Raw genomic sequence first — 19,165 nt, 5'->3', positions numbered from 1 at the left:
CCGGACGTTGTAGCGGAGTGTACAGCGCTTTTTATTCTCTAATAATATGAAAAATATAAAGTTATTCCCGTGCAGAATTCTATTGCCCTGGCCTGAACGCGGTGCCCATTGAGCTCCGGAAGAAAAAATTACGGAATGCTCCGGCAAAATGTACGCAATGAAATTCCCGTTTTTCCTGTCAAAATATGATGAATCGCAATATGAAAAGGCAGAAAAACGCTCTCTTTAGGAGTAAATTGTCTGTTCTGACGGTGTTTTACACAGAAAAAGCAAAATCGCGGTTGACAGATAGACGTCTATACGGCAAATTGTCCGTATGAAAACAATGATTAGCACCACCGGCACGATGATTATTACCACCTCTTTGAGGGCGGTCGCTGGCTAGTGCGCAACATTGCAACCAGACATCGAAAGCCCGCCCTCACCAGGAGCGGGTTTTTTTTTACGCAATCGAGCGTTGATGTAGCAAAATAAAACCGAAAGGAGCATTACATGAAAGTCTTAAAGTTTGGTGGATCTTCTCTGGCCGACGCACCCCGATACCTGCGTGTGACTGAGATTTGTATGACCACCCACCAAACCGATGGCGCAGCAGTAGTGCTTTCTGCGCCAAAGGGCGTGACCAACGCGCTTTCTTCTCTTTGTGAACAGGCTGCCGCAGGGGATGACTTCCAGCCTCTGTTCGAAAAGTTAGAGCAAACTGTTCAGGGTATTGCAGACGAATTAAACACCACTTTAGATAATTTCGCCCACGACCACGTTTCTTCATTCATCTCAGAGCGCTTATCTGCGCTTAAGCAACAACTGGAAGGCATTAAGTTGCTTGGTTGTGCTCCGGATTCTGTGGCTGCCGGCATCTTAAGTATCGGCGAATACATCAGTGTGACGCTGTTCAGTGCGATTTTGCAAAGTAAAGGTGTGGTTAACAGTATTATCGACCCGGTCGAATACGTGCTGGCACACGGCGAATATCTCGACAGCATTGCTGATGTGGCAATGAGTAAAGCCCGTTTCAGTGACGTAAAGAACGACGGTTCAGTATTACTGGTTATGCCCGGCTTTGTTGCTGTTAATGAAGAGGGTGAGAAAGTCACGCTTGGCCGTAACGGTTCTGATTACTCTGCTGCCATCCTTGCGGCCTGTATCGATGCAGACTGTTGTGAAATCTGGACGGATGTAGACGGTGTTTATAACGCTGACCCGAATCAGGTTGAAGGGGCAGTATTACTTGATAAGCTGACTTATCAGGAAGCCATGGAGCTGTCTTACTTCGGTGCCAAAGTACTGCACCCGAAAACCATTGGTCCTATCGCTCAGCACCACATTCCCTGCCTAATCAAAAACACCCTGAATCCTTCTGCGCCCGGCACGTTAATCAGTAACGAAGCCAGCGAGAAATGGACGTCAGTGAAAGGTATTTCGCAGCTCGATAACATCACGATGTTTAATGTTGCCGGACCGGGTCTTAAAGGCATGGTAGGCATGGCAAGCCGTGTGTTTGAGGTGATGAGTAACGCCAATATTTCCATCAGCCTGATCACCCAGTCCAGCTCGGAATACAGCATCAGCTTCTGTATACAGGAAAAAGATGCGGCCCGTGCACAGCAACTGCTGGAAGATGCCTTTGCTCTGGAACTGCAAAACCAGTTGCTTGATCAGATTGAAGTGCGTCACGACTTAGCCATTGTTACTCTGGTCGGTGATGGAATGCGTCACACAAAAGGTCTGGCAGCCCGTTTCTTTGCTGCGCTGGCGCAAGCCCGTGTGAATAACGTAGCCATTGCTCAGGGATCTTCAGAGCGTTCCATCTCTACGGTTATCGAAGCGAAAAAGGCGAAGAAGGCGGTACGGGTTATTCACCAGAATTTCTTCTCCGATCGCCACACCATTGACGTATTCCTGGTTGGCTGCGGTAACGTAGGTAAAGAGTTACTGGGTCAGATTTCCCGTCAGCAACCTGCACTGTTGAAGCGCAATATTCAGTTACGTGTATACGGTATTGCCAACAGCCGCAAACTGCTGCTTAACGCGCAGGGCATTGATGTGTCAGGCGACTGGCAGTCTGCACTGGCAGCTTCTGAGGAGTCGTTAAGTGTTGAGCGTTTGCACCAGTTTGTTAACAGCAACAGTCTGGTAAATCCGGTGATTGTTGATTGTACCAGTCACGAAGCAGTCGCTTCACAGTACGTGGATATGATGGAGCAGGGCTTCCACGTAGTGACGCCTAACAAAAAAGCCAACACCGACACCATGGCGTATTACCGCCAGCTGCGCAGAACCGCGCAGAATACAAATCGCCAGTATTTATATGAAACTACCGTAGGTGCGGGCTTGCCGGTTATCGATAACCTGCAGAAACTGTTCGCTGCTGGTGACGTGCTGCATCAGTTCGAAGGCATTTTATCCGGTAGCTTATCCTATGTGTTCGGTAAGCTTGAAGAAGGTATGAGCTTGTCTCAGGCTACCAGTGCAGCAAAAGAAAATGGCTATACCGAGCCGGATCCACGTGACGACTTAAGCGGCATGGACGTGGCCCGTAAACTCCTGATCATGGCACGTGAGGCCGGCCTGGTGCTTGAATTGTCTGATATTCAGATTGAATCTGTGTTACCGGAAGGTTTTGCAGAAGGTGCATCAATTGATGAGTTTATGCAGCAGTTACCTGAGCTGGATGCAGCATTTGGTCAGCGGGTGGAAGAAGCCAAAGCCAACGACAGTGTATTGCGTTATATCGGCAGTATCGATGGCGACAAGTGTAAGGTAACCATTCAGGCGGTGCCGCTTACGCATCCTCTTGCGGCGGTGAAAGACGGTGAGAACGCGCTGGCAATCAGCAGTGACTATTACCAGCCTATTCCTTACGTTATCCGCGGCTACGGAGCGGGTGGTACGGTAACCGCTGCCGGTGTGTTTGCTGATATTCTGCGTACCATGCCGTGGAAACAAATGGTGCTGTAATTGAAGGATGAGTAGTATGAAAACCACCCGCGCTTATGCGCCAGCCTCCATCGGCAATGTAAGTTTAGGTTTTGATGTGTTGGGTGCCGCACTGGCACCCGTTGACGGCACTGAGTTAGGCGATGTTGTTGAAGTTAAAGATGCAGATGCATTTTCTCTGACCGCCACCGGCCCGTTTGCCCACAAGTTACCGGCTGGTGCCGATAACAACATTGTTACCTTGTGCTATGCCCATTTCTTTGAAGAAATGGTAAAAGCCGGCAAGCCCACCCGTCATGTTGAACTGATTTTGCATAAGAACCTGCCTATTGGCAGCGGCCTTGGCTCCAGTGCCAGTTCTATCGTTGCAGCCTTTCATGCACTGAATGCACACTTTGATTATCCCTTTGATGAGAATGCGCTTCTGTTAATGATGGGCGAACTGGAAGGGCAGATTAGCGGCAGCATTCATTATGATAATGTTGCTCCCTGTTATCTTGGCGGATTAACCCTGATGACCGGCAATGATGCCGAAGTGACGGTGAAATTACCGGTTATCGGCAGCTGGTACTGGGTTGTGTGCTACTCTGGAATAAGTGTTTCCACATCGGCGGCCCGGAATATATTACCGAAAGAAGTGGCGATGGCAAATACGCTGACTTTTGGTCGTCAACTGGGCGTGTTCGTGCATGCGCTGCACGCGCAGAACGCGGGCCTGGCAGCCAGTGTGATGCAGGATGTAATAGCTGAACCTTACCGCAAGTCATTATTGCCCGGCTTCGACGAGGCCAGAGCGTTCAGTATGGAAAATGGTGGATTAGCATTCGGGATCTCCGGTTCTGGTCCGACAGTATTTGCTGTCTGTGACGATGCTGAAAAAGCCGAAGCGATTCGTGAATGGCTGCAGGCCAATTACGTACAAAATGAAGATGGCTTTAGCCACGTTTGCCGGATCCCTGATAAGGGTGCGGTAGAGCAGCAAGTGTAAAGATTAAAGGTATCCCAGGTGGAATTAGTAAATTTAAAAGTAGCATCAGACACCGCTTCCTTTTCAGAAGCAGTAAAGCGCGGTTTAGGTCAGGAGCAGGGCTTATATTTCCCTACTGACATTCCGAAATTAGACGACATCGACGGCTTGCTCAAAAAGCCTTTCGTTGAGCGCAGCACAGAAGTGCTTACCGCCTTAATCGGTGATGAGCTGGGCGAAGGCACCATTGGCAGTATTGTTGAAGAGGCGTTTACCTTTCCGGCTCCTGTGGTCAGTGTAAATGACAAAGTCGCCACACTGGAATTGTTCCACGGTCCTACACTGGCGTTCAAAGATTTTGGCGGCCGTTTTATGGCGCAGGTGCTTTCCCGCATCAGCAATGGCGAACCCATTACCATCCTTACCGCCACGTCCGGTGACACCGGTGCCGCTGTTGCCCATGCGTTCCACGGTATCCCGAACATCAATGTGGTGATTTTATTCCCGAAAGGAAAAATCAGTCAGCTGCAGGAAAAGCTGTTTACCACGTTGGGTGATAACATTCATACCGTTGCTGTCGAGAGTGATTTCGACGCCTGTCAGGCGATGGTTAAACATGCGTTTGACGATCCGGATGTACGTGAAGGTTTGCATCTGAATTCAGCAAACTCTATCAACATCAGCCGTTTGCTGGCGCAGGTTTGTTATTACTTTGAGGCGGTTAGTCAGCTTACGCCGGAACAGCGTGAAGAGCTGGTTATTTCGGTGCCGAGCGGTAACTTCGGTAATCTGACAGCAGGTATGATTGCCAAGTCTATGGGCTTGCCCATTAAGCGTTTTGTTGCGGCAACGAACCTGAACGATACAGTTCCCCGTTACCTGAAAACCGGCGAATGGGCACCCAATCCGACGGTTGCAACCATGTCTAATGCAATGGATGTCAGCCAGCCAAACAACTGGCCCCGCATCGAAGCGCTGATTGAGCGTGGTTACCTGGATAAGTCGTGCCTGCGCGGTGAATGTGTCGATGAAGAATATACACAAATCGCCATGCGTCAGCTTGCGCAACGGGGATACACCAGCGAACCTCATGCTGCCATCGCTTACCGTGCGGTAAGTCACGATCTGACGGATAATGAGTATGGCCTGTTCCTTGGTACTGCACATCCGGCTAAATTCCGCGAAACCGTTGAGAATGTTCTCGGACAGCCTCTGAGCCTGCCTCAGGCACTGGTAGAGTGTTCCAGTAAAGAAAGCCAGGCTGTGCCACTGCCAGCTGACTACGAAGCGCTAAAAGCGCACATGTTCTCTATATTGAAATGACAACATGGCAAGATGTGCTGGGACTTGAGAAGTCCCTGCCTTATTTTAAATCACTGATGGCCAGGGTTGATGAGGCCAGGGCTGCATCAGTGGTGTTTCCTCCTGAACCGGATGTATTCAATGCATTCGCTCTCACACCCCTGAATAAAGTGCGGGTTGTGATCCTGGGACAGGATCCCTACCACGGGCCGGGACAGGCGCACGGATTATCTTTTTCCGTACAGAAAGGTGTAAAGCTGCCCCCATCGCTGAAGAATATCTGCAAAGAACTGGAAACGGATATTGAAGGGTTTTCTATGCCTTCTGATGGTGATCTCACGTCGTGGGCTGAGCAGGGTGTATTGTTATTAAATACCGTGCTGACGGTGGAGCAGGGGAAGGCACACAGCCACGCAAAGTTTGGCTGGGAAACGTTTACCGATAACGTCATAGCCGCCATTAACGAACACACCAGCAATGTGGTGTTCCTGTTGTGGGGCAGTCATGCGCAAAAGAAAGGCGCTAATATCGACAAACAGCGACATCTGGTACTGGAAGCACCACATCCGTCTCCGTTGTCGGCCTACAAAGGTTTTTTCGGGTGTCAGCATTTCAGTCAGACAAATGCCTGGCTGCGCAAACACGGGCAACCTGCCATTAACTGGCAGATATAAAAACCTGCAGGGTGATATAACGAAAAACGGCCACCTGATATCAGGTGGCCGTTTTCATTTTATCTTTCCATCGATTCCAGTTCGTACTCAAAACCGTAGTCGATTTCTGCCAGTTCTTTTTCCAGTTTGAACCTGTCCTGTAAGGCTTCGATCTCTCTCCACTTTCTTTTCTTGCTTTTAGTTTTAGCCGGAGTTTCTTCAATATTTAACATCGCAAACAGATCTGACTTATCCACTAGGATCTCCTTTTGTTTACCACTAACATCAGTGTCAGAGTTGAATGTTTTTTCATCCTTCTGACTACTTTTGTATCACAGTCGACACGATAATAAAATGATTAAATTTACCTTTTATTAACAAAATGTGACGATTGCATGACAGCGTGTGGTTTGCCCAATGAAAACGGCCAGTAAAAACCGGCCGTTTGTCAGATGCACTTATTTGGCGTGAACCAAATTAACTTTCCTTAAGTTGGTGCATTGGCGTTTCTGAAGCGATTAATGAGTTGCCGGGTAGAAGCGTCAAACGCATCGTCTTCTGCTTTACCCTGAATGCCGTCAAGAACCTGATTACCAAGTACTTTCCCTAACTCAACACCCCATTGATCAAAGGAGTTCACCTGCCAGATAACGCCCTGGACAAATACCTTATGTTCATACATTGCAACCAGCGCGCCAAGTGTTTGCGGATCCAGTTTTTCGAACAAAATTGTATTGCTGGGTTTATTACCTGGCATCGTTTTGTGCTGAGCCAGTGCTTTGCGCTCACTTTCATCAGACACCTTACCTTCAAGATCAGCGTAGCATTCTTCGAAGGTTTTTCCCTGCATAAGTGCCTGAGTCTGACCAAAGCAATTCGATGCCAGCATGGCGTGATGCGTGTCGTTCTGATTAGGCACATTCAGCGGCAGCATAAAGTCTGCGGGGATGATAGAGGTACCCTGGTGGATTAACTGATGGAAGCTGTGCTGACCATTTGTGCCTTCACTTCCCCAGATAACCGGGCCGGTTTCCCACTCAACCACATCGCCGTTCTGCGTGACCTGCTTACCGTTACTTTCCATATCAAGTTGCTGCACATAAGCTGGCAGTCCACGAAGATAATGATAGTAAGGCAACATGACGTGAGACTGTGCATCGAAGAAATTACGATACCAGACGCCGAGAACTGCAAGAATAACGGGCAGGTTGCTTTCAAATGGTGCATCACAGAAATGTTTGTCCATTTCATGGGCGCCTTCGAGCAAGCCTTTGTAGTTTTCAAAACCTAGTGCCAGTGCGATGGGTAAGCCAATCGCAGACCACAACGAGTAGCGTCCGCCAACCCAGTCCCACATGGGGAAAATGTTTTCTTCCGCAATCCCGAACTCAGTGGCTGCTTTAACGTTTGAGGATACGGCAACAAAGTGTTTTGCAATATCTTCCTGAGTGCCGCCCTGTTCCAGGAACCAGGCTTTCGCAGTTAAGGTATTCTGCAACGTTTCCTGAGTAGAAAACGACTTAGACGACATAACGATTAACGTTTCTTCGTGATCCAGAGACGTCAGCACATCATGAATATGACAGCCGTCTACGTTTGCTACAAAGTGCACTTTAACGGCATCATGGGTGTACGGCTTCAGCGCCTCAGTCATGATTTTAGGGCCCAGGAATGAACCGCCGATACCAATGCTGACTACGTGTTTAACTGGCTTGCCGGTATAACCCTTGTGCTCACCGGAATGCACTGAAGCCGTAAAGGCTTCAATTTTGTCCAGCGTAGCCAGCACTTCCGGCATCACATCTTCACCGTCAACCATAACAGGCTTGCCACTGAAGTTACGCAGCGCTGTATGCAGTACAGCACGTTTTTCAGTGTTGTTGATGGTGTCACCGTCAAACATGGCTTTACGGTGAGTGTCCACGCCCTGTGCTTTCGCCAGTGCAAACAAGTGTGCAAGCGCTTCTTCGTTAACACGGTTTTTTGAATAATCAATAAACAAACCACAGGCCTGCGCCTGCATGGTGTCTGCACGCTCAGGCTGCGCGTCAAACCAGTCACGCATGTGAGTCTTTTTGATGTCTTCTGCCAGCTTCGACAAATTAGCGAAAGCTGGCTGTTGGGTAAAATTTGTCATTGTCTGAATGTTTCCTGATACCAGCGAAGTTTATTGACCCAGTTTTTCTTTCAGCATGGTTTCCAGTTTTTCCTGGTCAGCTGCAAAGTTACGGATCCCCTCTGCCAGCTTTTGTGTCGCCATGGCATCTTCGTTCATGTCCCAGCGGAAACCTTTTTCGTCCAGTTTCGTGCCCGGTGTTGCTGTGGCGCCTTCGTCTTTCAGTTTCACAGGCAGCGCTTCGGTGCTGTTTTTGAGTTCTTCCAGCAGATTCGGGCTGATGGTCAGACGGTCGCAACCGGCCAGCGCCTGAATTTCACCAATGTTACGGAAGCTCGCGCCCATGACTACCGTGCTGTAACCATGCTCTTTGTAGTAGTTATAGATGCGGGTTACTGAAACCACACCCGGATCTTCTTCTGCGGTGTACTCTTTCTTATCTGTGTTTGCTTTATACCAGTCAAGAATACGGCCCACGAACGGGGAAATAAGATAGACACCGGCTTCCGCACAGGCACGTGCCTGAGCAAAGCTGAATAACAGTGTCAGGTTACACTGGATCCCTTCCTGTTCCAGAATTTCAGCAGCCTTGATGCCTTCCCAGGTTGAAGCGATTTTGATCAGAATACGTGACTTATCGATACCTTCATCGTTGTAAAGTTCAACCAGACGTTTTGCTTTAGCAATAGTCGCGTCGGTGTCGAATGATAAACGGGCATCTACTTCTGTAGAAATACGACCCGGGATTACGCCGGAAATTTCTTTACCGATAGTAACAGCAAGCTTGTCAGAGGCATCTGTTAACTGCTGAGCCGGATCCTGTGACTGTAATTTGGCCCATGCCACTGCATCGTCAATGTAACCCGCATATTCAGGGATACCTGCGGCTTTAAGTAAAAGAGACGGATTAGTCGTAGCGTCTACAGGCTCGTACTTTTTGATCGCTTCGATATCGCCGGTATCGGCAACGACGGTAGTGATTTCGCGCAACGCGTCTAATTGATTGCTCATCGTTTCTCTCTGAATGTGTGACCTAAATAAATGAACAGCCCGCCACCGGAAGGGGGCAGACTGATTGAATATGTTGGTTGTAAACAACTGAATCAACCACTATGTAGGGTTTGTATGTCCGGACGGTTAAACCAGATCGAATTTAGTAAATTTATAACAGACTGGCGGGTTAAATAACACAGCAAAGCGCTAAATTATCCCGCTATAGCGTATAAACATAACGGTTTGACCCCAATTTGGCAGGTAAAAGGGCAAAAACGCGGGGCAGACCGTGATATTCTTTGCGCCGGAGTTTGATAAGCCCGATGAATATGTTACTGCGGTGTCTGATAGTAAAGAGGAAATTGAATTATGTTAGTTGTTGTTTCACCGGCTAAGAATCTGGACTTTGAAACGCCGGTGCCGGTAGCGTCGTTCACGCGGCCTGCCATGTTGACATCTGCTGAAGCACTGGTAGAAACCTGCCGCAAACTGACGCCGGCAGACCTGTCTTCTTTGATGAAGATCAGCGATAAACTGGCGACACTGAACGCCAACCGTTTTGACTCTTTCACTACCCCGTTTACCAAAGACAATGCACGTCAGGCGCTTTACGCCTTTAACGGCGACGTGTATACGGGCTTAGATGCTTATTCATTGTCTGAGCAGGACGTGGAATATGCACAGCAACATTTAAGAATGCTTTCCGGCCTTTACGGTCTGTTGCGTCCGCTGGACTTAATGCAGCCTTACCGCCTGGAAATGGGGACCCGCCTTGAAAATCCTAAGGGTAAAAATCTGTATGAATTCTGGGGAACAGATATCACCCTTGCGCTGAATAAGGCGCTGGAAGAGCAGGGCGATAATGTACTGATTAATCTGGCTTCAAATGAGTACTTCAAGTCAGTTAAGGCGAAGTCGCTGGACGGCATGATCATTACGCCACACTTTAAAGATAAGAAAAACGGTCAGTATAAGGTGATTAGTTTCTTTGCTAAAAAGGCGCGGGGATTAATGGCCAGATATGTGATTCAGAAACGTATTGAAGACGTAGCGGGCTTAAAGGCGTTCAGCGAAGCGGGTTATGTCTTTTCGCCAGAGCAGAGCACTGAAACGGATTTGGTATTTTTACGGGATGAGGCTGAATAAGCCTCACCCCGACACAGACACTTAAGCCAGTACTTTATTTAATGCGGCTACACAGGCATCGGTTTCTTCCGGTGTACCCACGCTGATGCGTGACCAGGAATCATAGCCTGGCCACGTACGGCCAACTACTTTGATACCTTCATCTTTCATCTTCGCAGCAAACTGGTCGTGGGGCATGCCGGTATCCACGTAGATGAAGTTGCCCTGCGGATTTTTCGCGTAAGGACGACCCAGTTCTTCAGCAACTTTCGTCAGTTTAGTACGCTCGGTTTTGATGCGATCGCGCATGGTGTTCAGGTTTGCATGGTCATCCATACTCGCCATTCCGGCCACCAGTGCCAGATAGTTGACACCACCCATACGCAGTTTTCCGCCCAGAGATTTAGCCTGATCTGCCGGCATAATGGCATAACCTAAACGTTGTCCTGCCATAGCATGAATTTTTGAAAACGTACGGCAGATAACTACGTTATGGCCTTCGGCAACCAGCTTAGATTGCACGTTTTCCGGATAAGCATCGGACATTTCAATGTAGGCTTCGTCGATGAATACCTGCGCTTTTTTCGATACCCGTTTAGCAAACGCTGTCAATTTGGCCGGGTCGACCATGCAGCCGGTGGGGTTGTTAGGGTTACATACGTACACAGCCGTGGTTTCTTCAGTAACTGCAGCTTCAATGGCATCTAAGTCGAAACCCATTTCTGCATCCAGAGGCACGTAGGTGACATTGGCACCCATGAACTCGGCGCCGCGGGGAATACCTTCATAAGTGGCCATCGAGGTAACGAGGTTATTACCGTTTTCAGTTATCCACTCTGCATAACCGAATAAAATGGGTGATGAACCATTCGTAACAACGATTTGGTCTTCAGAGACACCTTCCTGCGCGGCAATTTTCTTTTTCAGCACATCGACAGTGGCATCTGTGTAACGGGCGAGATTAAAAAGTTCACCCTGCATCGCTTCAACGGCCTTCTGTGAGGGACCGAAAGCATTTTCATTCGAAGACAGACGAACCAGACCGTCATTAACATTTGGCGTTGCAGACGGGAAATGTTCAGTTTTCATTCCCGCTGCCTGCAGCTCTTTTACACCGGTATCGAAACAACCCGTAAGGGCAACTGCACCCGCACCTAAACTAAATGTTTTTAACCATTTACGGCGCGAAGCACCTTCAGCAGAAATGTTCCCGGTTAATTCTTCAGACATGAGTTCCCTCTTATTTTGGGTAGTGGTAGTTGAATGACCAGTGTTTTCTTATTGTTATCACCTGGATGTACGTACTCATATAATGCAACAGATATTCCAGAAACCTGAGAGGCATGCCGTTGGGCTGTTAATGGAGGATAAAGCGCCGTTTAATAGCGGTGAAGTGCCGGTTATGTCACAAAATCAGTGGCAGGCGGACGCCGGCTAAGCAGGAAATGTTCTAATCTGATGCGGCACTTGAACCAAAATGGTGAAAGGCTTATCAGTAAAGGTAATAACGCTGGCTGTCTTTATATAAAGATGAAAGTGCGGACAGCAGAGCCACATAAGTGGCAGTATCAGCTCAGGACATCTCATCAATTAGCTTAAGGCTGGCGGGTAATCTCTTTTTCAAAATGGCATACCGCACCCAAACCGCGGCCACAATCGCGCCGTTTACAGCAAGCTGGGTTAACCACATCGTCCAGGTGGCGTACAGAACAATATTGATAACAGCGATGATAAGTAAGGCGCCGAAAAGACCTGCACATGCCAGTGCACTGTACCACCAGTAAGTGACCTGTCGCTGATATTGATGGCGTTTAAACGTAAGCATACTGCTCACATCTGTGGTTTCTATCTGCCATTGTTTCTGTCTGAAAGAAAAGCTCCAGATGCCGAAAAGCAATGCAACAGGCGACAGCGAGCCAATGCCCCACATCTCCCAATTGGATGCGGTCAGGAAAAGTGCTGTGTAAGCAGCATAAATGGATACAGCGACAGCCATGAGCAGATCGATATACGCTTTTACTTTCATACTCCGCTGCGCCCGTGTCACCTGCTTTATCAGCTTTTCTGCATCGACGTTGGGTGTCGCCGCTTTAAAGGCCTTTTGCCATTGTTCAAACTGCGGGTCCATGGTTAATTCCTGTTCATTATTTGTTCTAGTTGCTTTCTTGCACGGTGTGAGCGCTGTGCAATGGCATCCTCTTTAAGCCCCAGTACATTACCAATTTCTGCAAAACTGAAACCTTCCAGTTGCAATGCAATCACCTGGCGGTAGGGTAAAGGAAGCTGGTGAAGCGCTGTCATGAGATCAATGGCATTTTCCTGATGCGCATTTTTCTCCTGCAATTTATGGTCAAACAACATTTCGTCTGATGAAGGACTTTCATGCCGTCGTTGCTCTTTGAGAACATGGTCAACCGCGCGATTGTGGGCGATACGTGTAATGTACGTTTTAACACTGGCTTCGCCGCGAAATGCAGATGCTCCGCTTTTACTGCTGTCGAGCGCACGCCAAATTGCAACAGACATATCCTGAATCAAGTCTTCCTGTAAGCCAGAATCTGCTTCATGGGTGGCAGCAATCCTCGCCAGCAAGGACGTGAACTGCTGCAATAGCTGAGTGATTTGCGATGCATCCAAACTGCAATCCCTGCTTATCGTTCTGAAATATTGCGCTGATATACGCAGTACCATGTACAAGCCAAAACCGGCCCTGATAATACGACTGAAAGCAGAATGGTATAGGGCGCCAGTGCCAGCAACAAGCCCTGTATGATTGCAATAACGCAACATGGTTTCCACATTTTGACGACAGCGCTGATGCTATCCTGTACCGCACGCAACGGGGGCCGGCATGCAAAGAAAATTCTGGCAGGAGCAAAAATGAGCAGGGTCATCAGGGGAACGGCTGACGCGAAAATCAGGCTAAGATGCCAAACTTTAATACCATTCCCGCTCATATGGAAAAACATGGCCACTGCGTCATCACCTGCAAGTGCATAAGCCACACCAAATTGTTGAGCGGCCACAATGACACCGGTCACACTGTATACCGCTACAGATAACCAGTTTTTTGCGGCAAAGACAGACTTCACGGAAAAGGCACTGTGATGGTGAAGATAGCTGAGAACCGGCCAGACTGAGGCGACAACAAATGCTCCGGCCCATTTCGACAGGATCATTCCGGCGGGGCCGGGAATGAGTTGAATACAACCCGAGATAATCATTGGCAGAAGGCAGAATAAAAAAAGCTTAACAGGTGCCGTTTTAAACAGGGCCCATCCTTCAGCCAGCCAGATGTAAGCCTCAGAGAAAGAGTATGTAGTTTTTAAAGATGCCGGTATTCCGTTGCCGGGTATGGAGCTGGTATTCATTGTCACGGTATTTTCCTTTTTGTCAGATGACTGAAGTGTTTCAGTTAACTCCATAGACGAGGAGAATCCGGGGATCCTGACAAAAATTTTATAATTTTTTACATTAAACCGTGAATGTATGGAGAAAGCCGCAGGAAAATGCAGTCCTGTGGCCTTCTCTTAAAGAGTGATACTCAAAGTTTTACAATCATTTTCCCTGTGTTCTTGCCGTCGAACAACATGTTCAGGCCGCTCTGTGCATTTTCCAGCCCTTCAATAATATGTGCCCGGTATTTAATTTTACCTTGCTGCACATAAGGTGTGAGCTTTTCGAGTAATTGCGGGATCTCGCCCCAGTGATCAGGCATAGCAAATCCCTGGATAGAAATACGTTTTTTGATAAGCGGGATCCAGTTGGGGCCGGGGGAAGGGTTGTCGGACTGGTAATCTGCAATCATTCCGCAAACGACAATGCGCCCGTGTTCGTTCATCCGGTTAACGATAAGCTGTTGCACAGGGCCGCCGGTGTTTTCAAAAAATACGTCAATACGGTTGGGGGTGAGGGCATCCAGCTGCGCTTTAAGGTTATCCGTCTTGTAATTGATGGCGCCGTCGAAACCTAACTCGTTAACAATCCAGTCTGCTTTCTCATCGCTGCCCACAACGCCGATTACCCGTAATCCGTCAGCTTTAGCTAGCTGACCAACGATGGATCCCACAGAACCTGCAGCGCCGGTTACAATCAGGGTTTCACCAGCCTCAGGTTTGCCGAACTTATATAACCCCGTGGTGGCTGTCAGACCGGGCAAGGCAAACACACACAGGGCCATCTCTTCGCTGATGCCGGGTTGTAACTTGTTGAAGCCTTTACCATCACTGACAAGGTATTCCCGCCAACCTGTCATACCCATCACTTTGTCGCCTTCAGAAAAATCGGGATGGTTAGATTTTATGACTTCACCCACACCGCTGGAGCGCATTATCTCTCCGAGTTCCACGGGCGGGATGTAACTTTCTCTGTCTTCACTCATCCAGCCCAGCATGGCGGGATCCAGCGACATATGCGTTTGTCGGATCAGTATTTCACCCTCACCGGGCATGGGAACCTGCTTTTGCTCTGTGCTGAACAGGGATGCGTCAATCTGACCTTTCACCGGACGTTTAACGAGTTTGATTTCTTTATATTCAGACATAATGCCTCCTTTAATCGAATAGAAAGAGTGTGGGGATGAAGTTTGCGCTTGCAATAGTCACATGGGATAACGGAACAAATTGATGCGCTGAAGCCGGTGATTTGTGTATAGTTTCAAACAATCAAAATCACCGGACAGGAAAGGGTATGTATACATTATACGGATTTGCAAAAACGCGCTCAGTGCGTGTGGCATGGGCACTGGAAGAGTTAGGCCTGCCTTATGACTACACGTTTATTAACTTACGTAAGGGAGAGCATAAATCGGCAGAATTTCTCGCGCTTAATCCGGCGGGTAAAATTCCTGCACTGATGACAGATTGCGGGCCAATGAGCGAATCTGCTGCCATCGTGACCTGGCTGATGGATAAGCATGGTTACGAAGAATTCATGCCGGTATTGGGTAGCAAGGCCCGTATGCTGTACGAACAGGCAATGGCATTTGTAATAGCAGAGCTGGAGCAACCGTTATGGAACAAGGCAAAGCATGATTTTGCACTACCGGAGGCACAGCGACTTGAAGGCATGAAAGATGTCAGTATTTACGAATTCGGTGTGGCGCTGAAAGGGTTTTCTGCGTTGCTCGGAGACCAGGATTTCCTTACCGGACACATGTTCAGCGGAGTAGATATCGTCGCCGGACATGTGCTGTCATGGGCAAAAGGGTCTGGTATGGATTTGACGTTTGATAATGTGAAACAGTATGCAGAGCGGGTACTTTCCAGGCCTGCTTATGAGAAGGCCTGGCGAAACGAAAAAGCGCATATGCCTGCATCGCTGTAACATCGCACTGACAGTTTGAAGCCGGAGATTACTCGACGAACATCTCCTGCTGAAACTTAAGTGTCTGAACTTCATTGCCCCGCTGAATATCGACGTTGAAGCGAAAGGTTTCTCTGTCATTAAAGGAAAGCGGGGCAAGATAGTAAATCGCTTCGCCTTCTTTTACCCGTTTGAAATTCAGTGTTTTGTTGTTACCTAAAAGATTTCTCGCCTGACCCTTAACGGACACAACCTGAGCTTCTCCTGTTGCGCTGTCGAGCACTGAAATATTCACCAGCGCATTATATTTACTGCGCACAATGCCGTAATTTTGCGCGGTTTCCGGGGTGAAAAACGTGGTGTTCACTACGATGTAATGCACATCCCATTTTCCCAGCGTTTGTTTTTGTTCGGCTAATGCCGCAGGGACGGTTAACAGTATAGTTAAGAGCAGGCAGAGGGCCGGCAGACGGGAAAGGTAGTTCACAGTGTCTTCACCAAATTCAACTAATCACACAAAATCAGTACAGAAACAAAAAGGGTAGCGAAACCGCTACCCTTTTAAAACTTAGTATAAACCAAACGTATTTTGCAAAAGGATTTGCAGGAACTGTAATCCGATGATGGCTATCAATACCGATAAATCCAGACCACCAATGGGCGGAATAATACGGCGGATAGGAGACAGAAATGGTTCTGTCAGTTGATACATCACGTACTCAATAGGATTTTGTCCCTGCGATACCCAGCTGAGGATGGCGCGGATAATCAGGATCCAGAACATCAGCGAGAGAGTTTCTTTCACTACGGTTAAAAACGCCAGCAGGATAATAGATGCCGGATTGATGTTTCCACTGCCAAACAGCATGACCAGCGTCACAAACTTCAGTGCCGCGACAAGCAGGGCTAGCACGAACGTTGCCGTATCAAAGTTACCGACAGACGGGATGATTCGGCGAAGAGGCCCCACTATGGGGTGTGTTGCTTTAACGATAAACTGGCTGGCCGGGTTATAAAAATCTGCCCTGACCAGTTGTAACCACAATCGTAATATCACCACCATCAGATACAAATCAAACAAGGTACTGATAAGAAAGACCGACGCGTTGCTCATTAACTGTTTTTCCTGTGAAGCTTAAACTTAAAGTTGTTTCGCCATTTCTTCGGCTCTGTTGACGGCGGCACGCATGGCTGCGCTTACCGTGTCCTGCAAGCCTTTATCGATAAATGTATTGATAGCAGCAGCGGTTGTGCCGCCCTTAGAAGTAACCTGAGCTCTTAACTCGCTTAATTCAATATCCGGATTGTGACAAACCATTTCAGCCGCACCCAGCATGGCTTGCTGAACCATGTTTCTGGCGGTCTGCGCATCAAAACCCATTTTCATGGATTCTTCCTGCATGGCCTGCAAGAACAGGAAGAAGTACGCTGGGCTGCTGCCTGCGGCGGCGATGACGCCGTTAATGCCGTCTTCTTCCTTTACCCAAACCGTTTCACCCACTGCGCCCATGACGTCGTCAGCGTACTGGCGGTCTTCGCTGCTTACTGTGTCGTCAGCGTACAAGCCTGTCATACCTTTGCCGATAAGGCTTGGGGTATTGGGCATGATGCGCACCACCGGATAATCGCCGCCCAGCATTTCCTGCAGGCGTGATACCGGCAAACCGGCTGCAATGGATAAAAACAGTTTACCGGACAGGTCGTTTTTTTCCTGCAAGGCGGCAAGCATGTCGCCCATCATTTGTGGCTTTACCGCCAGCACAATAGCATCGGCAAACTCACAGGCTTCATCATTCGACTGCGTGATCCGGATGCCAAACTCTTCCTGTAGTTTTTCCAGCTTGGGGGTTGAGGGATTACTGGCAAGAATATTGTCTTTGTCGTAGCCTGACTGGATAAGTCCGCTGATGATGCTGCGACTCATGTTACCTGCGCCGATAAATGCCAATTTTTTCTGTTGCATGAAAACCCTTATGTATTGCGTTTAAAACTCGTGAATAGCGACCCGGTCAATCAGTTACGCGCACCAAAAATAGCGCTGCCTACTCTGACCATGGTAGAGCCGTGTTCAATGGCGGCTTCAAGATCGCTGCTCATTCCTACGGACAGGGTATCAAAATCGCTCAGCTTTTGTTGATATTCCGCGAATAAATCAGCCAGCGTGGTCAGGGTTTGCGCCTGTTCTTCCTCGTCCGGAGAGGCTTTTGGTATCGCCATCAGCCCCCGCAATTTCAGGTTGGGCAACCCGTTGATAGTATCAATCAGGGCTGGCAGTGCATTGACCTGAATGCCTGATTTACTGTCTTCATCATCAATATTAAGCTGTATGCACACATTCAGTGGCGGCATGTGAGAAGGTCGCTGGTCGTTCAGCCGCCGGGCAATCTTTTCTCTGTCTACAGACTGCACCCAGTCAAAATGCTCTGCAACGACTTTGGTTTTATTCGATTGCAGCGGGCCAATCATATGCCATTCAATATCAGTGAGGGCAGACAGATGCTGAATCTTTTCAACGCCTTCCTGTACGTAATTCTCACCAAACAAACGTTGTCCCGCTTCATACGCCAGGTTGATATCAGATACTGGTTTAGTCTTGCTGACCGCTAGTAATTGCACGGATTTTGGAGGACGATGCGCATTGGCAGTAGCTTGTTCGATTCGCGATTGGGCGGATTTCAGTCGTTCTGCTATTGTTTGCATTAATCATCTGGTGTTTGGAGACGTGGTTGTGGATATTACCGAACTTTTGGCTTTCAGTGTTAAAAATAAAGCTTCCGATTTGCACTTGTCGGCTGGGTTGCCGCCGATTATTCGTGTCGACGGGGAAATGCGCAGACTGAATATCCCTGAGCTTGATCACAAGCAGGTACATTCGCTCATTTATGAAATCATGAATGACAAACAGCGCAAGGAATATGAAGAGAATCTGGAAGTCGACTTTTCCTTTGAAGTAAAGGATTTATCCCGTTTCCGTGTTAACGCCTTTGTACAGAATCGTGGTGCTGCTGCGGTACTTCGTACCATCCCCAGTAAAGTATTATCACTGGATGATATTGCAGCCCCGCCCATTTTCCGTGACCTGATTGACCAGCCTACCGGCCTTGTTCTGGTGACCGGTGCGACAGGTTCGGGTAAAAGTACCACGCTGGCAGCCATGATTGATCACATCAATAACACCAAACGGGACCACATTCTTACCATTGAAGATCCCATTGAATTTGTTCATGAAAACAAGATGAGTGTTCTGAACCAGCGTGAAGTGCACCGCGATACACACAGCTTTTCTAACGCGTTACGTTCGGCGCTCCGTGAAGACCCTGATGTGGTGCTGGTGGGTGAGTTACGGGACCTGGAAACCATCCGTCTTGCGATGACCGCAGCGGAAACCGGTCACCTGGTATTTGGTACGTTGCATACCAACTCAGCGCCGAAAACCATCGACCGTATTATTGACGTTTTCCCGGCGGAAGAAAAAGCAATGATCCGCTCCATGTTGTCAGAATCATTACGGGCAGTTATTTCGCAAACCCTGATGAAAAAAGTCGGCGGTGGCCGGGTAGCGGCACATGAGATTATGGTGGGCATACCGGCAATCCGTAACCTTATCCGTGAAGACAAAGTGCCTCAAATGTACTCGGTTATTCAGACCGGTCAGGCGCATGGTATGCAAACCATGGATCAGGCACTGCAAAAACTGGTAGCATTAGGCGTTGTGAGCCATCAGGATGCAGCGGCAAAATCCACCGATAAAAACAAAATGATGTAGGA

General features: G+C 48.4%; 19 protein-coding genes. 7 read left to right on the top strand and 12 right to left on the bottom strand.

The annotated features are described in order from the left end of the window. Positions 1–492: 492 nt before the first annotated feature. Genes thrA through ung form a run of 4 tightly spaced genes read left to right on the top strand, consistent with a single transcriptional unit; the run spans position 493 to position 5,880 of the window. On the top strand, positions 493–2,958 hold the full coding sequence (thrA, locus tag ACXAGC_RS05300; RefSeq protein WP_474843035.1) for a bifunctional aspartate kinase/homoserine dehydrogenase I: 2,466 nt from the start codon (positions 493–495) through the stop codon (positions 2,956–2,958). Positions 2,959–2,974: 16 nt separating this feature from the next. Further along, positions 2,975–3,925, top strand: coding sequence for a homoserine kinase (gene thrB, locus ACXAGC_RS05295; RefSeq protein ID WP_119502242.1), 951 nt, complete (start codon positions 2,975–2,977; stop codon positions 3,923–3,925). 18 nt (positions 3,926–3,943) lie between these two features. Further along, positions 3,944–5,227: a threonine synthase gene (thrC, locus tag ACXAGC_RS05290; RefSeq protein ID WP_474843031.1), complete on the top strand. Its 1,284-nt coding sequence runs from the start codon at positions 3,944–3,946 to the stop codon at positions 5,225–5,227. Continuing rightward, complete coding sequence (gene ung, locus ACXAGC_RS05285) at positions 5,224–5,880, top strand: uracil-DNA glycosylase (protein ID WP_474843029.1); 657 nt, start codon at positions 5,224–5,226, stop codon at positions 5,878–5,880. The genes thrC and ung overlap by 4 nt, the downstream gene beginning before the upstream one ends. 59 nt (positions 5,881–5,939) lie before the next feature. Here ung and ACXAGC_RS05280 read toward each other — a convergent pair whose 3' ends face one another. From ACXAGC_RS05280 to tal, 3 genes are all read right to left on the bottom strand, one after another. Continuing rightward, entirely contained in the window at positions 5,940–6,116 is a 177-nt protein-coding gene (locus ACXAGC_RS05280) for a DUF3545 family protein (protein WP_303572827.1), read from the bottom strand. Between the two features lie 230 nt (positions 6,117–6,346). Continuing rightward, on the bottom strand, positions 6,347–7,996 hold the full coding sequence (pgi, locus tag ACXAGC_RS05275; RefSeq protein ID WP_474843027.1) for a glucose-6-phosphate isomerase: 1,650 nt from the start codon (positions 7,994–7,996) through the stop codon (positions 6,347–6,349). Between the two features lie 30 nt (positions 7,997–8,026). Continuing rightward, positions 8,027–8,986, bottom strand: a complete 960-nt coding sequence (gene tal / locus ACXAGC_RS05270; protein WP_474843025.1) for a transaldolase — start codon at positions 8,984–8,986, stop codon at positions 8,027–8,029. Positions 8,987–9,337: 351 nt separating this feature from the next. Between tal and yaaA the strand changes: the two genes are divergently transcribed. Further along, complete coding sequence (yaaA, locus tag ACXAGC_RS05265) at positions 9,338–10,114, top strand: peroxide stress protein YaaA (protein WP_474843023.1); 777 nt, start codon at positions 9,338–9,340, stop codon at positions 10,112–10,114. 21 nt (positions 10,115–10,135) lie between these two features. On the opposite strand, the gene ACXAGC_RS05260 is transcribed toward yaaA, so the two are convergent. From ACXAGC_RS05260 to ACXAGC_RS05240, 5 genes are all read right to left on the bottom strand, one after another. Further along, complete coding sequence (locus ACXAGC_RS05260; protein ID WP_474843021.1) at positions 10,136–11,323, bottom strand: pyridoxal phosphate-dependent aminotransferase; 1,188 nt, start codon at positions 11,321–11,323, stop codon at positions 10,136–10,138. Between the two features lie 343 nt (positions 11,324–11,666). Then, positions 11,667–12,221, bottom strand: a complete 555-nt coding sequence (locus tag ACXAGC_RS05255; RefSeq protein WP_474843019.1) for a hypothetical protein — start codon at positions 12,219–12,221, stop codon at positions 11,667–11,669. A gap of 2 nt (positions 12,222–12,223) precedes the next feature. Then, a complete protein-coding gene (locus ACXAGC_RS05250; RefSeq protein ID WP_474843017.1) occupies positions 12,224–12,730 on the bottom strand; it encodes an RNA polymerase sigma factor in 507 nt (168 codons plus the stop codon). 14 nt (positions 12,731–12,744) lie between these two features. Continuing rightward, positions 12,745–13,470, bottom strand: a complete 726-nt coding sequence (locus tag ACXAGC_RS05245) for a hypothetical protein (RefSeq protein WP_474843015.1) — start codon at positions 13,468–13,470, stop codon at positions 12,745–12,747. A 167-nt stretch (positions 13,471–13,637) separates the two neighbouring features. After that, complete coding sequence (locus ACXAGC_RS05240; RefSeq protein ID WP_474843013.1) at positions 13,638–14,636, bottom strand: NADP-dependent oxidoreductase; 999 nt, start codon at positions 14,634–14,636, stop codon at positions 13,638–13,640. A gap of 146 nt (positions 14,637–14,782) precedes the next feature. Here ACXAGC_RS05240 and ACXAGC_RS05235 point away from each other — a divergent pair, with 146 nt between their 5' ends. Then, positions 14,783–15,418 carry a glutathione S-transferase family protein gene (locus ACXAGC_RS05235; RefSeq protein WP_474843011.1) on the top strand — a complete coding sequence of 212 codons (636 nt, stop codon included), beginning with the start codon at positions 14,783–14,785 and terminating at the stop codon, positions 15,416–15,418. A 28-nt stretch (positions 15,419–15,446) separates the two neighbouring features. Here ACXAGC_RS05235 and ACXAGC_RS05230 read toward each other — a convergent pair whose 3' ends face one another. From ACXAGC_RS05230 to ACXAGC_RS05215, 4 genes are all read right to left on the bottom strand, one after another. Further along, positions 15,447–15,851: a DUF4426 domain-containing protein gene (locus ACXAGC_RS05230; RefSeq protein ID WP_474843458.1), complete on the bottom strand. Its 405-nt coding sequence runs from the start codon at positions 15,849–15,851 to the stop codon at positions 15,447–15,449. A gap of 114 nt (positions 15,852–15,965) precedes the next feature. After that, positions 15,966–16,511 (bottom strand): YggT family protein, encoded by a 546-nt coding sequence (locus tag ACXAGC_RS05225; RefSeq protein ID WP_119502229.1) that lies wholly within the window; start codon positions 16,509–16,511, stop codon positions 15,966–15,968. A 27-nt stretch (positions 16,512–16,538) separates the two neighbouring features. Further along, positions 16,539–17,360, bottom strand: coding sequence for a pyrroline-5-carboxylate reductase (gene proC, locus ACXAGC_RS05220; RefSeq protein WP_474843008.1), 822 nt, complete (start codon positions 17,358–17,360; stop codon positions 16,539–16,541). 50 nt (positions 17,361–17,410) lie between these two features. Next, positions 17,411–18,097, bottom strand: a complete 687-nt coding sequence (locus ACXAGC_RS05215; protein ID WP_474843006.1) for a YggS family pyridoxal phosphate-dependent enzyme — start codon at positions 18,095–18,097, stop codon at positions 17,411–17,413. A 28-nt stretch (positions 18,098–18,125) separates the two neighbouring features. On the opposite strand from ACXAGC_RS05215, the gene ACXAGC_RS05210 reads away from it, so the two are divergent. Next, positions 18,126–19,163, top strand: a complete 1,038-nt coding sequence (locus ACXAGC_RS05210) for a type IV pilus twitching motility protein PilT (RefSeq protein ID WP_119503450.1) — start codon at positions 18,126–18,128, stop codon at positions 19,161–19,163. Positions 19,164–19,165: the final 2 nt, after the last annotated feature.

Source organism: Alteromonas sp. AWJ4_197, assembly GCF_056160285.1.
The sequence above is the reverse complement of the archived record's forward strand: the minus strand, read 5'-3'. Positions and strand labels throughout refer to the sequence as shown.

What these genes read in the sequence shown, in the direction of transcription:
- thrA (WP_474843035.1), top strand. Translation starts at nt 493, where the DNA reads ATGAAAGTCTTAAAGTTTGGTGGATCTTCTCTGGCCGACGCACCCCGA.
- thrB (WP_119502242.1), top strand. Translation starts at nt 2,975, where the DNA reads ATGAAAACCACCCGCGCTTATGCGCCAGCCTCCATCGGCAATGTAAGT.
- ung (WP_474843029.1), top strand. Translation starts at nt 5,224, where the DNA reads ATGACAACATGGCAAGATGTGCTGGGACTTGAGAAGTCCCTGCCTTAT.
- pgi (WP_474843027.1), bottom strand. Translation starts at nt 7,996, where the DNA reads ATGACAAATTTTACCCAACAGCCAGCTTTCGCTAATTTGTCGAAGCTG.
- tal (WP_474843025.1), bottom strand. Translation starts at nt 8,986, where the DNA reads ATGAGCAATCAATTAGACGCGTTGCGCGAAATCACTACCGTCGTTGCC.
- yaaA (WP_474843023.1), top strand. Translation starts at nt 9,338, where the DNA reads ATGTTAGTTGTTGTTTCACCGGCTAAGAATCTGGACTTTGAAACGCCG.
- ACXAGC_RS05260 (WP_474843021.1), bottom strand. Translation starts at nt 11,323, where the DNA reads ATGTCTGAAGAATTAACCGGGAACATTTCTGCTGAAGGTGCTTCGCGC.
- ACXAGC_RS05255 (WP_474843019.1), bottom strand. Translation starts at nt 12,221, where the DNA reads ATGGACCCGCAGTTTGAACAATGGCAAAAGGCCTTTAAAGCGGCGACA.
- ACXAGC_RS05240 (WP_474843013.1), bottom strand. Translation starts at nt 14,636, where the DNA reads ATGTCTGAATATAAAGAAATCAAACTCGTTAAACGTCCGGTGAAAGGT.
- ACXAGC_RS05235 (WP_474843011.1), top strand. Translation starts at nt 14,783, where the DNA reads ATGTATACATTATACGGATTTGCAAAAACGCGCTCAGTGCGTGTGGCA.
- ACXAGC_RS05225 (WP_119502229.1), bottom strand. Translation starts at nt 16,511, where the DNA reads ATGAGCAACGCGTCGGTCTTTCTTATCAGTACCTTGTTTGATTTGTAT.
- proC (WP_474843008.1), bottom strand. Translation starts at nt 17,360, where the DNA reads ATGCAACAGAAAAAATTGGCATTTATCGGCGCAGGTAACATGAGTCGC.
- ACXAGC_RS05215 (WP_474843006.1), bottom strand. Translation starts at nt 18,097, where the DNA reads ATGCAAACAATAGCAGAACGACTGAAATCCGCCCAATCGCGAATCGAA.